The sequence below is a fragment of the Haloprofundus sp. MHR1 genome (assembly GCF_005155585.1).
Taxonomy (GTDB): Archaea; Halobacteriota; Halobacteria; order Halobacteriales; family Haloferacaceae; genus Haloprofundus; species Haloprofundus halophilus.
Genome location: NZ_CP039833.1, coordinates 795,626 through 808,392, shown reverse-complemented (window position 1 = coordinate 808,392; position 12,767 = coordinate 795,626). Strand labels below are relative to the sequence as shown.

The window sequence follows — 12,767 nt, the reverse complement described above, 5'->3', positions numbered from 1 at the left end:
TTGGAACGCGCATTCCGCGAATCGGCGCGGTAGTCGGCGCTCGGACAGGCCGAGTCCGTTACTTCGAGGCGGGAAGGACGACGACGGGTCGGTCGGCGTCCTCGACGAGCGAGGAGGCGACGTCGCCGGTGAGCAGTTTCGTCCACTTGCTTCCGCCGCGCGGCGTGAACACGACGGCGGACGCGTCTTCGTCGGCGGCGACGTCGAGAATCGTCCCCGCGACGTCCGTCCCGTACGCGACGCGGGTCGTCACGTCGACGCCCGCTTCGGCGGCCAGTTCGCGGACGACCGAGAACGCCTCTTCGGCGACTTCTTCGCGCTGTTCGACGGAGGCCTTGTCCGGCGCGCCGCCGGCCTTCTCGACGACGTAGAGGGCGAGCATCTCCCCGCCGACCGCCGCGATTCGAGGCAGCGCGGCCCGCGCCGTCGTCTCGGCGTCGTCGACGCCGGCGACGGGGACGACCGGGTGGGCGAGCAGCGACGTGTTACCGGACGAGTTCGGTTCACTCATGGTCGGGAGTACGGAGGGAAGTCGTATATGTTTCAGCATTCGAGTAGGGGCGTACAGAAAGAAAGCGTTCGGCGGACCGCTGGCGGCGGCCCTCAGACGGCGACGACCCACGCCCGGTAATCCTCGCCGTAGCCGTACACCTCGCGGACGGTCCGCTCGAAGAAGTCGGCCAGTCGGTTCGGGTCCGCGCGGGCGGTGATTCGGACGTTCGTCCCCTCGGCTTCTTCGGGCTGTTCGAGTTCGTCGATGCGGAACTCGGGGTAGTCGCCGACGAGCGCCTTCAGTCGGTCGAGTTCGGCGTCGGTGCAGTCGACGTTGACGGTCTGCTGGAAGAACTGCAGCCACGGCGGCGTCGAGTCCTCGACGTCGTCGCGTTCCGGTTCCTCGGCGGCGTCGACCTGAATCGTGAGGAAGTCGCTGGCGCGGGTGCGGTGCGCGGAGACGGCGTCGGCGAACAGTTTTCGACGTTCCGTCGGGTCGTCGGCGTCGAATCGGGTCATGTCTGAGCCGACGGCGGCGGCGGGCAAAAACCCGGGCGATTCGCGCTTTTCGTCGGGGTGGTATCGGCGGCTATCTTCAGTTCTTTATCCCCGGAGGGCGATGGGGGGAGTATGAGCGACAAGAAGGTGCTGTTACTCGGTGCACCCGGCGCAGGCAAAGGAACCCAGAGCAAGCGACTCGCCGAGGAGTTCTCGCTCGAACACGTGACCACCGGCGACGCGCTCCGGGCGAACAAGGACATGGAGACCGAGTACGGCACGCCCCGCGAGTACATGGACGCGGGCGAACTCGTCCCCGACGGACTGGTCAACGAGATCGTCGAAGAGGCGCTCTCGAACGCCTCCGGCTTCGTCCTCGACGGCTACCCGCGGAACCTCTCGCAGGCGGAGTATCTCGACGACATCACCGACCTCGACGCGGTCGTCTACCTCGACGTGAGCGAGGACGAACTCGTGCGACGGCTCACCGGCCGCCGTCTCGACCCCGAGACGGGCGACATCTACCACACGGAGTTCGACATGCCGGAGGACGAGGCGGTCGCAGAGCGACTCGTCCAGCGAGAGGACGACACCGAGGACGTCGTGCGCGAGCGCCTCCGCGTCTACGACGAGAACACCGCGGAGGTCATCCAGTACTACCGCGACAGCGGCGAACTCGTCGAAGTCGACGGCGAACAGACGCCCGACGAGGTGTTCGGGGACGTGAAATCCGTCGTCGCCGACGCCTGAATCGGGCCGCGGTTCGGAGCGCTCCGCCCGAGACGATAGTAAAAGCTTCTTAACCGGTGGTAGCCAATCTCCGGCAATGGCAAGAGTCGAATCGCGGGTGCGTTCGCTCGTCTCCGACAACTCGGAGATGGAGCGAGCGATAGAGGTCGTCTTGGACCGCGCCGAGAACGGCGAAGTTCGGTGGGTCGACGTGCGAGACGACCTTTCGAGCGGCCAGTGGGGCCGCCTCATCGAGCAAGGTATCCTCGTCGACGGCGACGAGGGGTTCCGTATCCAGGACCCCGACGCCGTCCGTGCGGGTCTCAACGGGAGCGCCGACGCGTCGGCGTCGTCCGCGACGGGTTCGTCCTCGTCCACGAGCGGCGACGACATCGAGACGACGAAGTGGTCGAAGTGGGACAAGGGGGCGGCCGTCGTCACCGTCGGGCTGTTCCTCGGCTACTCGGTCGCCGCGGTGCGTAACGTCGTCGGCGGCGCGTTCGACGTGTTCCTCGGACCGTTGGCCGAACTACTGCCCTTCTACGCCGTCGTGATGATTCTCGCGATGGGCACGGGCCTGTACTCGACGATCCTGCAGGCGAACCTGATGGACATGGACAAGATGGGCCAGTATCAGGCGCGGATGAAGGACCTGCAGGACCGCCGCAAGGAGGCACAGGAGAACGACGACGACGCGGCGCTCCAGGAGATTCAGGAAGAGCAGATGGAGGCGATGGGCGAGCAGATGGGCATGTTCAAAGAGCAGTTCCGCCCGATGGTGTGGATCATGTTCCTCACCATCCCGGTGTTCCTCTGGATGTACTGGGCGATCGGCATCGGCGGCGGCACCGAGCACGTGGAGCTCCAGAACATCGTCATCCCGCTGGCCGGCGAGGTGTCGTGGAAAGAGGGCGTCGTCGGACCCATCCAGACGTGGATCGTCTGGTACTTCCTCTGTTCGATGGCGTTCTCCCAGATAATCCGCAAAGGGCTGAACATCAGTACGACGCCGACGACGTCGTAATCTCGCTCTCGTCTTCTCGTTTCGCTGCGCGCCCCACCAGCGACTGCGACGCTTCGCGGTCGACTCGCAGGCGACGACTGCCGCGATGCCCCAAACCGACTCGCGGCCGACCCAACCGCGACGCATCCGGACCGACTCCCGACCGCGACGCATTCGACCCGACTCCCGACCGTGCGACGCGCTCGCGCTGCCGTCGGCAACGATAACACCTTTCAATTTCTCCCGCCGAGAGGGAGTATGTTGCTAACCGTCTCCGGCCCGCCGGGCAGCGGAAAGAGCACCACGGCGGCCGGACTCGCCGAGGCGTTCGGCTACGAACACATCTCCGGGGGCGACATCTTTCGCGCGCTCGCCGAGGAGCGCGGGCTGTCACCCGTGGAGTTCAACGAACTCGCCGAGGAGGACGACCAGATAGACCGCGACCTCGACCGCCGCCTCTACGACATCGCCGCCGAGCGCGACGACGTGGTCCTCGAATCCCGTCTCGCCGGGTGGCTCGCCGGCGACCACGCCGACTTCCGCATCTGGCTGGACGCGCCGCTGTCGGTCCGCGCGGCCCGAATCGCCGACCGCGAGGAGAAATCCGTCGAGACGGCGAGGGAGGAGACCGACCGCCGCGAAGCCAGCGAGGCCAAGCGGTACATGGCGTACTACGACATCCCCATCGACGACCTCTCTATCTACGACCTCGTGCTCAACACCGCCCGCTGGGGTCCGGAACCCGTCCTCGACACGCTCGTCGCCGCCGTCGAGTCGTACGACGCCGACGCCGACGAGGGGAAGTATCCGGTCACCGGCGTCCGGTACGAGTTCTGAGATGACGATGCGCGGCCCACCCCAGGAGCGTTCGGTCGACGAACTGCTCGAGTTCGGCGTCGTCAATCTCGACAAGCCACCCGGCCCCTCGGCCCACCAGGTCTCGGGGTGGGTCCGCGACCTCGCGGGCGTCGACCGCGCCGCCCACGCGGGGACGCTCGACCCCAAAGTGACCGGCTGTCTGCCCGTCCTCACCGGCGACGCGACGCGCCTCGCGCAGGTGTTTCTCGAAGGCTCGAAGGAGTACGTCTCGGTGCTCGAACTCCACAAACCCGCGCCGAGCGACCTCGAATCGGTCGTCGCCGAGTTCGAGGGCGAACTGTACCAGAAACCGCCCCGGAAGAGCGCCGTCTCGCGTCGCCTACGCACGCGCGAGATTTACGAGTTGGAGGTGCTGGAAGCGAAGGACAGACAGGTGCTGCTCCGGATTCGCTGCGAGAGCGGCACCTACGTCAGAAAACTCTGTCACGACATCGGCCTCGCGCTCGGAACGGGCGCACACATGGGCCACCTCCGCCGGACGGCGACGGACCCCTTCGACGACACCGACCTCGTGAGCATGTACGACCTCACCGACGCGCTGGCGTTCGCCGAGGAGGGCGACGAGTCGTTCGTCCGAGAGGCCGTCGCCCCCGCCGAGCGCGCGCTCACGCACCTCCCCTCCCTGACTATCGCCGACAGCGCCGCCGAACAGGTCGCCACCGGTGCCCCCGTCTACGCGCCGGGCGTCGTAGACGCCGACGACGGCATCGAGCGAGACCGACTGCTCGCCTGCTACACGCCCGACGGCGCGGCGGTCTGTCTGGGTCGTCTCGTCGGCGACCCCGACGCGGAACGGGGAATCGTCGTCTCGCTCGAACGCGTGCTCGTCTGAGTCCCCCGGCGACCCTTCGAACTACACCAGCCCTTCGTACCGCGAGAGCAGCAGCGGCAGCAGCGTCCAGTCGGTCACCGGTTGGTGGCGCGCCGCGTCGAGGGCCTCGTCGACGGGCAGGCGACGGACCCGCGTGAACTCGTCGTCGTCGGTCGCTTTATCGCCGGGTGTGAGCCCCGAAGCGAAGACGATTCCGCGGCGCTTCCGGAGCCACGCGACCGGATAGCTCGTCTCCAGCAGGCGGAGCGAGTCGGCGCGGTAGCCCGTCTCCTCGCGGAGCTCTCGGGCGGCCGCTTCGACGAGCGACTCGTCGCCCTCGACCGCACCGACGGGACAGGAGAGCACCGTCTCGCCGAGTCGGGGGCGGTACTCCTCGACGAGAACGATTTCGTCGTCGTGTGCGGCGACCACGCAGACCGAGTCGCGGGCGTCGAGCCAGAATCGGCCTTCGGTCTCGTCGTCGGGTCGGCGCAGACGGTCGTAGCCGAGGCGTGCGTCGTCGCCGCCGACGGAGACGGTGCGGAGGACCGACCACTCGTCCGGAGTCATCGGCTAACCGTCGACGTCCCGCGGTATAGTTAACCGGTGCTTGCGAGCGGGTTCGGACGGGTTTCCCTCGACGGCCCGGCGAACGACGGACCGCAGGGGCTTGGGGCTTCGTCTCGTCTGCCGGCGGACGCAGCCTTTTGACGGTGCCGGGAGACGGGCGGATATGAACGTCGGAACCGCGGAAGCGCGACCCGGAGAGCTGACTCGTGGCTGGCTGAACGCGACCGGACTACCGACCGGCGGCGACGAACGCCTCCCCGTCGTCGTCGCGCGCGGCGAGCGCGACGGGCCGACGCTGTGGCTCACCGGCGGCGTCCACGGCGACGAGGCGACGGGCGTCGCCGTCGCCCAGGACGCGATGCGCGAAGAGCTCCCCGAACTGCTCTCGGGGACCGTCGTCTGCGTCCCGCTGGTCAACCCCGCCGGCCTGCGTCGTAACGCCCGGACGTCGTACTACGCCGACGACGACCCGAACCGCTACTTTCCGGATCCCGAGGGCGACTCTACGCGGCCGCCGAAGACGCAGGAGCGAATCGACCGGCGGCTGTACGAGACGCTCGTCGACTCCGCGGACGCGCTCGTCGACCTGCACACCGCACAGGTCGGATCGATGCCGTTCTCCATCCGCGACCGCGTGCTCTACGGCGAGCGCCGGACCGAGGAGGAAGCCGAGTCGTTGGCCGACGAACTCGCCGCCTTGGTCGACGCGTTCGGACTGCCGGTGCTCACCGAGTACCCCGCCGCGGAGTATCTCGACCAGGGACTGCACCGTTCGACTGCGGGAGCGGCGCTGAACGCCGCCGGCATCCCGTCGTTCACGCCCGAACTGGGCGGCCACAGCGTCGTCGAGGAGGACCTCCGCGCGGCGGGCGTCGCGGGCGTGTACGGCGTGCTCCGCGAACTCGGCATGATAGACGAACTCCCCGCGGGCGTCGACGAACCGGGGACCGGCGTCCCGTCCGCTCCGGTCGAGTTCCCGGTCCGGCGGGCGGTCCACCCGCGGACGGAGACCGCCGGGGTAGTGCGCCACCGCGTCGACGCCGGAGACGTCGTCTCCGCGGGCGACGTCGTCGCCGACATCGTCACGCCGCACGGCGAGCGCGTCGACACCGTGGAGTCCGAACACGACGGCTACGTCATCGGACGGTACGAGGGGTTGGCGGCGTACGAAGGCGACGCGGTGGCGAGCATGGCCGTCCGCGACGACGACGAGTTGGTCGTCCCGCGCGACGAGTGAGGTAACCCGGAGCGTCGAAGCAACGCGCGTGCGACACGCTACCGCGCCGCTGTCACGCGGTTTTCGCTGCCGTCGAAACGAAGGTGTTAAACGAGGGACCGCCGTTAGCCAAACTGCGGGACCGTAGGGTAGTGGTATCCTCTGCCGATGGGGTCGGTAGGACCTGAGTTCGAATCTCGGCGGTCCCACTGTTTTTAGCCGAGCGCAGCGAGGCGTACAACCGTGTCGAACGACGAGATTCGGGCAGACGAGTCGCAGCGTCCGAGCGACAGCGAGGACGACCGTCTCGGGGAGTTCGAATCTCGGCGGTCCCATACTCTTTGATTTGGGTCCTCGTCGTGAGCGGAGCGTAACGACGGCAGTCCCATACTCTTTGATTTGGGAGCACGAAGGCGAGCGGAGCGACTCTTCGGCGGTCCCACTGTTCTGCTCACCGAGCGATAGCGATGCCCCGAGAGTGAAGACGGTATAACGACGACTCGGACGATGTCAGATCAGACCGCGCACCAACACGCCCAGGTCGACGGCCAGACAGAACAGGCCGGCGCCGAGCAGTCCGGCCCCCGACGGTTGTTCGTAGGTGGCGAGAACGTAGAGTCCGCCGAGCGCGACGAACACGTAGAGTCCGCGGAGGAACCACCGCCACCCGACGTTCAGGGTAGCGACGACGGCGGCGAGAACCCCGACCAGAAGCTCCTCGAACAACGAGGCGAGCGCGTCGAAGAACTCGTCGAAAATCACGACAGTGTACACTGTGTTCAGTTCTGTCAGATGAACGTTCCGGTCGGCGGTAGCCGCCGGTGGTCGGCGGAGCCGCCGGTCTCGGACTACTCGAAGTCGACAACCGAACGCGCTGACGCGGTGTCGCGGTCGGTTACGACGCGGCGTCCGATTATCGCCAACCTAAATCGAGAGACGCTCTCACGGGGGTCGAGAGTGTTCACTCCGAGCAGACAACAAACGAATAATGTGTGTTTTAGAGACTGTATAATATGAAGAACAGTAACTATATCCTATCTATTTCGACGTACCGAACAAAATACCTATGAGAGTGGACATCGGAAATTCCTTCGAGTCGGATAACTCGCGTCGTCTAACCATCCCGCACGAGAAGAATATCCAAATATGCGATACGTTACAACTGCCCACTACACCCGCTGTCGACCATGAATCGGGACGGACTGCTCGCTATCGCCGTCGCGGCGTGCTGTCTCTTCTCGCTCGGGACGGCCGCCGGAACGCTCGACTCGTCGATGCAGACCGACCCCGACGACGTTATCGACGTCGACTCGTCGATGCTCCCCGTCGGCTCCGACCAACTCGACGAACTGAAGCAGACGTTGACGGAGCCCTCCGGCGGCGGTGAGGGAGACACCCAACAGCAGCGGCAGAAGAAGACCCAGTCGCAACAACAGCAGCAGGAACAGACGCACGACCAGCGCGAAGAAGAGCCGGCCAACAGCGACTTCAGCCAGGAGTCCGAGACCGGCGACGAGGTCCCGCCCGAAGAGTCGCTCTGGGAGAAACTGCTCGGCCTCCTCGAAGCAGTCCTTCCGTTCGCCGTCCTCGGAGCCGTCCTCCTCGCGGCGCTGACCTACCGTGATCGTCTGGCCGCGCTCCTGCATCGGTGGCTCCCGAGCGGCGACGACGGCGCGTCGGCGGCCGCCGAGCCCGTCGGCGACCCGAAGCCGAAAGACGATATCTCGGCGGCGTGGTGTGAGATGCTCGCGGCCGTCGGCCTCGAACGCGAGACGAAGCTCACGCCCAGAGAACGCGGCGAGAAAGTGGTCGAGCGGCACGAAGGCGGCGGCGACAGCGAGGCGGTCTGGGGCCTCACGTCGCTGTACGAGAGCGTCCGGTACGGCGGCGACGAGGTGACAGACGAGCGCCGAGAACGCGCTCGCGATTACCTCCGTCGGTTCCGCGGGAACTCCGGAGGAGACCGATGAACGTCCGCCGTCTCCTCTTGGCGGGTACCGGGGTGGTCGTCCTCCTCCTCGGCTTCGTGAGCGGCGACCTCCTCCCCACCGACGGTCTGGTCGGTCTGCTCGGCAACGATTACCTGTTGATGGCCGTCTTCGCGGCGGTCGGTCTGCTCGTCGCCGTTTCCGTGCTCGCGTCCGGGCGGAGCGCCCGCCTCGAACAGGCGGAGATGCCCGACGCCGAGAAGCCGGTGTCGGCCCCCTCGCCGGGCGAAGGGTTCGACGAAGCGCTGTCGGACTGGCGGCTCTCGATTCCGATACTCGGACGGCGGCGGCGCGCCGCGCTTCACGACCGCCTCCGGCGCGCGGCTGTCGAGACGCTCCGAACGGCCGAGGGGTACGACCGCGCGGAGGCCGAGCGCCGCGTCGACGAGGGGACGTGGACCGACGACGAGACGGCCGCCGCGTTCCTCCGAACCGAATCGTCGCTTCGCGCGGACGGAGGGAATCCTCCGAATACCGCACCGGCCGCACGCGGTACGCGCGACGCCGCGCGCCGGACGGCCGAGGAGATCGCGCGACTCGCAAGCGAGGGCCGGCAGTGAGCGAGTACCAGACTCACCGCTGGCGCGGCGTCGTCGCGCTCTCGTTCGTCGCGGGCGCGATCGGCCTGTTGGCAGACCGTCCGAACCTCATCGTCCTCGCGGGCGTCGGCGTGCTCTTCGCGACGTATCCGCGGCTCACCTCCTCGCCGACGCCCGTGCTGGAACTCGACCGGCGCGTGAGCGACCGGTCGCCGAACCCCGGCGACGTCGTCGACGTGACGGTGACGCTTCGGAACGCCGGAGAGAACACGCTCGCGGACCTCCGCCTCGTCGACGGCGTGCCGGCGGCGCTGTCGGTCGTCGACGGCACGCCCCGCCGCGGGGCGGCGCTCCGTCCGGGCTCGTCGGTCACCTTCGAGTACAGTATCGAGGCCAAGTCCGGTCAGCACAGTTTCGTCCCGGCGACCGTCGCAGTCCGCGACATCACCGGCGAGCACGAGGTCGAGACGACCGTGAGCGAGGAGACCGAACTCACCGTCACGGGCCGCTCGGACGCGCCCGCGGGCCGCGACGTGACGCTCGACACCGTCGGTCGAGTGCTCTCCTCGAACGAGGGCTCGGGGCTGGAGTTCACGCGGACCCGCGAGTACCGCCGCGGCGACTCGATGAGCCGGGTCGACTGGAAGCGCTTCGCCCGCTCCGGCGAACTGACGACCGTCGAGTATCGAGAGGAACGGTCGATGTCGGTCGTGCTCCTCGTGGACGCTCGCCCGGCGGCGTACCGCGCGCTCGACGACGAACCGAACGCCGTCGTCCGGAGCGTCGCCGCCGCGAAGCGACTGCTCGAACCGCTGTTCGCCGGCCGCAACCAGGTCGGCGTCGCGGCGTTCGGCCGCGAGTTCTGTTGGCACCCGCCCGGCGGCGGGACGAACCAGCGAGTCGAACTCCACCGCCTGTTCGACACGCACCCGGCGTTCGCCCCGACGCCGCCGCGGGACGCTCCGTCGCTCGACGAACAGGTCGAACTGCTCCGGCAGCGGCTCGACTCGAACACCCAGGTGTTCCTGTTCTCGCCGCTCTGCGACGACGACATCGTCACGGCCGCGCGCCGACTCGACGCTTACGGTCACGCCGTGACGGCGGTGAGTCCGGACGTCACCGACGAGACGACGGTCGGCGAACGCCTCGCGGCGACCGAACGCACCGCGCGGGTGTCGACGCTCCGTCGAACCGGCATCCCGACCGTCGACTGGGGGCCGGACGCGCCGCTGGAGTCCGCGCTGGCCAGAAACCGGAGGGCGATGGCGTGAGCGGGACGTTCGTCCGCAAGCCCGCCCTGTTGAGTTCGACGCTGGCGCTGCTCGTCGCCGCCGCCGCGACGGCGCACGTCACGGACGCGACCGTCGCCGCGCTGGCGCTCGTCGTCGGCGGCGTTCTCGTCGTCGGCGTGGGAGCGACGCTCCGAAGTCGGCGAGAGACGGCGCTTCGCTGGAGCGTCGTCGCCGCGGGGGTCGTCGTCTCGCTCGTCGGCGTCGCGCTCGGAGCCAGCGGGGTCACCGGTCCCGGGGCGCTCGTTCGCACGCTACCGGCGCTGCTCGGCGTCCTCGTCGTCGGGTTGGCGCTCGCCCCGGTGCGCAACAGCGGCTCGCGCGGCCTGTTGAAGGCGGGAGCGGCGCTGTTGTTCCTCACCGTCCTCGTCAGTGGGCTCCTCGACCCGGAAGCGCTCGAACCGCTGCTCGTCGGGACGGTGGCGACGGTGCTCGTCTACGACCTCGGCGAGCAGGCTATCAACGTCGGCGAGCAGCTCGGTCGAACCGCCGAGACGAAGAGCCTCGAAGCGACGCACGCCGCCGGGAGCGTCGGCGTCGGCGTCCTCGCGGTGTTTCTCGGGGGCGAGATCACTTCCATCGGGTCCAGCGGACTGTCGCTGTCGGCGCTCGTCCTCGTCGTCGTCGCCGTCCTGCTGCTCGCGGCGGCGCTTCACGAGTGAGCTCCAAGCCGACCCACCGCCTTCTTTGCGAGCCGTCTGACGACGGGCGATAGCGCTCCGGGCCGTACGTTTACGTGGATTCCTCACGTACGAAGCGTATGGACCTCACGCAGTACACCGACGATATCGGACCCGGACTCGTCATCGTCGCCGGACTGATTCTGTTTCTCATCCCCGAACCCGCGACGTCGACGCTCGGCATCGGTCTGATGCTGTTCGGCCTCGCCTTCTGGTTCTACGAGTGGGAACGGCCCTGAACGGCGCGAAAAGTCGAACACACCGCTCAGTCGTCTCGTTTCACCGCCGGGTTCGTGACTGCGCCGTTCGCCGCCGAGTCGAACGATTGGCCGTACTTCGCCAGCACGCCGGCGGTGTAGTTCGACGGCTTCGGCTCCCAGTCGTCGCGGCGCTCGTCGAGTTCCTCGTCAGTCAGGTCGACGGCGAGCGTCCGGTTCGGGATGTCGACGGTCACCTCGTCGCCGTCTTCGAGCAGCGCAATCGCGCCGCCGGCCGCGGCCTCGGGGGCGACGTGGCCGACCATCGGGCCGCGCGTCGCGCCGGAGAACCGACCGTCCGTGAGTAACGCCACGTCGTCCTCGTGACCCTGGCCGACGACGGCGGCGGTGACGCCGAGCATCTCGCGCATACCGGGGCCTCCTCGGGGTCCCTCGTTGCGGATAGCGATGACGTCGCCCGACTCGATTTCTCCCGTCTGGACGTAGCGCATCGCGTCCTCCTCGTTCTCGAAGACGCGGGCGGGGCCGGTGTGGTGGAACGCGTCGTCGCCGGTCGCTTTGATGACCGCGCCGTCGGGCGCGAGGTTCCCTTTCAGAATCTTGATGGCCCCCTCGTCGTAGAACGGCTCGGACACCGGGTTGAGGAAGTCCACGTCGATACCGTCGTCGTCCGGTAGGTCGAGGTGGTCGAGTTCCTCGGCGATGGTTCGGCCGGTGACGGTCATCGCGTCGCCGTGCAGCAGGTCGGCGTCGAGCAGACGGTGGAGGACGACCGGCACGCCGCCGATGTCGTGGAGGTCCTTCATGACGCGCGTGCCGCCGGGTTGCAGGTTCGCTATCTTGGGCGTGCGCCGGGAGATGTCGTCGAAGTCGTCGATGTCGAGGTCGATGCCCGCCTCGGCGGCGAGCGCGAGGAGGTGGAGGACGGCGTTCGTCGACCCGCCCATCGCCACCTGCAGCGCGATGGCGTTCTCGAACGATTCGCGCGAGAGGATATCGGAGGGGCGGCGCTCGTTCTCGACGGCGTCGAGCGCGAGTTCGCCCGCGCGGGCGGCGATGTCGTATCGCTCGTCGGACTCGGCGGGGGCGCTGGCGCTGCCGAGCGGGGCGAGGCCGAGCGCCTCGGAGATAGAGGCCATCGTGTTCGCGGTGAACATCCCGCCGCACGACCCCGCGCCGGGGCAGGCGTGGCGTTCGAGTTCGTCGAGTTCCTCGGCGCTCATCTCGCCCTGCGCGTAGGTGCCGACGCCCTCGAAGACGTTCTGCACCGTCACGTCTCGGCCCTCGTGCTCGCCCGGGAGGATGGAGCCGCCGTAGAGGAACACGGTGGGGAGGTCGGTTCGGATGGCGGCCATCATCATCCCCGGGAGGTTCTTGTCGCAGCCGGCGACGGTGACGAGCGCGTCCAGCCGCTCGCCGAAGGCGACGAGTTCGACCGAGTCGGCGATGACTTCCCGAGAGATGAGCGAGGCCTTCATCCCCTCGGTCCCCATCGAGATGGCGTCGGAGATGGTGATGGTGCCGAACTCGATGGGCATGCCCTGAGCGCTCTCGACGCCCGAGATGGCCGCGTCGGCGACGTCGTCGAGGTGGACGTTACACGGCGTGATGTCGGCGGCGGGGTTGGCGACGCCGACCATCGGCGCGGAGAGGTCGTCGTCGTCGAAGCCCATCGCGCGGAACATCGCTCGGTGCGGGGCGCGCTCTGCGCCCGAGGTGACGCCCGAACTCGGCAGGTCGGGGTCTTTCTCGCCCGCGAAACGGTCCGCGTCGGCTCCTTCCTGACCCTCGTCCGGATGCGGTTGCTGTCGGCTCATGTACCGCACTTACCGCGAGTGGGCTTAAATCGCCGCGA

General features: G+C 68.1%; 15 protein-coding genes and 1 tRNA gene. 11 read left to right on the top strand and 5 right to left on the bottom strand.

Annotated features, from left to right (window positions below):
- Positions 1-58: 58 nt before the first annotated feature.
- Positions 59-511 carry a universal stress protein gene (locus FCF25_RS04020; protein WP_137047403.1) on the bottom strand — a complete coding sequence of 151 codons (453 nt, stop codon included), beginning with the start codon at positions 509-511 and terminating at the stop codon, positions 59-61.
- 92 nt (positions 512-603) lie between these two features.
- Entirely contained in the window at positions 604-1,011 is a 408-nt protein-coding gene (locus tag FCF25_RS04015) for a hypothetical protein (protein ID WP_137047402.1), read from the bottom strand.
- Between the two features lie 111 nt (positions 1,012-1,122).
- Here FCF25_RS04015 and FCF25_RS04010 point away from each other — a divergent pair, with 111 nt between their 5' ends.
- The 4 genes from FCF25_RS04010 to FCF25_RS03995 all read left to right on the top strand — a co-directional run bounded on the left by FCF25_RS04010 (position 1,123) and on the right by FCF25_RS03995 (position 4,433).
- Entirely contained in the window at positions 1,123-1,740 is a 618-nt protein-coding gene (locus tag FCF25_RS04010; protein ID WP_117594887.1) for an adenylate kinase, read from the top strand.
- Positions 1,741-1,816: 76 nt separating this feature from the next.
- Positions 1,817-2,743 (top strand): DUF106 domain-containing protein, encoded by a 927-nt coding sequence (locus FCF25_RS04005; RefSeq protein ID WP_117594886.1) that lies wholly within the window; start codon positions 1,817-1,819, stop codon positions 2,741-2,743.
- Between the two features lie 237 nt (positions 2,744-2,980).
- A complete protein-coding gene (gene cmk, locus FCF25_RS04000) occupies positions 2,981-3,559 on the top strand; it encodes a (d)CMP kinase (RefSeq protein WP_137047401.1) in 579 nt (192 codons plus the stop codon).
- A 1-nt stretch (position 3,560) separates the two neighbouring features.
- Positions 3,561-4,433 (top strand): RNA-guided pseudouridylation complex pseudouridine synthase subunit Cbf5, encoded by an 873-nt coding sequence (locus tag FCF25_RS03995; protein WP_117594884.1) that lies wholly within the window; start codon positions 3,561-3,563, stop codon positions 4,431-4,433.
- Between the two features lie 21 nt (positions 4,434-4,454).
- On the opposite strand, the gene FCF25_RS03990 is transcribed toward FCF25_RS03995, so the two are convergent.
- On the bottom strand, positions 4,455-4,982 hold the full coding sequence (locus tag FCF25_RS03990; protein ID WP_137047400.1) for an NUDIX hydrolase: 528 nt from the start codon (positions 4,980-4,982) through the stop codon (positions 4,455-4,457).
- A gap of 163 nt (positions 4,983-5,145) precedes the next feature.
- On the opposite strand from FCF25_RS03990, the gene FCF25_RS03985 reads away from it, so the two are divergent.
- Positions 5,146-6,219, top strand: a complete 1,074-nt coding sequence (locus FCF25_RS03985) for a succinylglutamate desuccinylase/aspartoacylase family protein (protein WP_117594882.1) — start codon at positions 5,146-5,148, stop codon at positions 6,217-6,219.
- Positions 6,220-6,336: 117 nt separating this feature from the next.
- Positions 6,337-6,407 (top strand) — tRNA-Pro (locus tag FCF25_RS03980).
- Positions 6,408-6,708: 301 nt separating this feature from the next.
- Here the strand turns inward: FCF25_RS03980 and FCF25_RS03975 are convergent.
- Positions 6,709-6,960 (bottom strand): hypothetical protein, encoded by a 252-nt coding sequence (locus FCF25_RS03975; protein WP_117594881.1) that lies wholly within the window; start codon positions 6,958-6,960, stop codon positions 6,709-6,711.
- Positions 6,961-7,385: 425 nt separating this feature from the next.
- Here FCF25_RS03975 and FCF25_RS03970 point away from each other — a divergent pair, with 425 nt between their 5' ends.
- From FCF25_RS03970 to FCF25_RS15495, 5 genes are all read left to right on the top strand, one after another.
- Positions 7,386-8,168 (top strand): DUF4129 domain-containing protein, encoded by a 783-nt coding sequence (locus FCF25_RS03970; protein ID WP_137047399.1) that lies wholly within the window; start codon positions 7,386-7,388, stop codon positions 8,166-8,168.
- Positions 8,165-8,746 carry a hypothetical protein gene (locus FCF25_RS03965; RefSeq protein ID WP_137047398.1) on the top strand — a complete coding sequence of 194 codons (582 nt, stop codon included), beginning with the start codon at positions 8,165-8,167 and terminating at the stop codon, positions 8,744-8,746. Before FCF25_RS03970 ends, FCF25_RS03965 begins: the two co-directional genes overlap by 4 nt.
- Positions 8,743-9,996, top strand: a complete 1,254-nt coding sequence (locus FCF25_RS03960; protein ID WP_117594878.1) for a DUF58 domain-containing protein — start codon at positions 8,743-8,745, stop codon at positions 9,994-9,996. Before FCF25_RS03965 ends, FCF25_RS03960 begins: the two co-directional genes overlap by 4 nt.
- Positions 9,993-10,676 (top strand): hypothetical protein, encoded by a 684-nt coding sequence (locus FCF25_RS03955; protein WP_117594877.1) that lies wholly within the window; start codon positions 9,993-9,995, stop codon positions 10,674-10,676. Before FCF25_RS03960 ends, FCF25_RS03955 begins: the two co-directional genes overlap by 4 nt.
- A 98-nt stretch (positions 10,677-10,774) precedes the next feature.
- Positions 10,775-10,933 (top strand): hypothetical protein, encoded by a 159-nt coding sequence (locus tag FCF25_RS15495; protein WP_168191202.1) that lies wholly within the window; start codon positions 10,775-10,777, stop codon positions 10,931-10,933.
- Between the two features lie 26 nt (positions 10,934-10,959).
- Here FCF25_RS15495 and ilvD read toward each other — a convergent pair whose 3' ends face one another.
- Positions 10,960-12,729, bottom strand: a complete 1,770-nt coding sequence (gene ilvD / locus FCF25_RS03950; protein WP_137047397.1) for a dihydroxy-acid dehydratase — start codon at positions 12,727-12,729, stop codon at positions 10,960-10,962.
- Positions 12,730-12,767 lie beyond the last annotated feature (38 nt).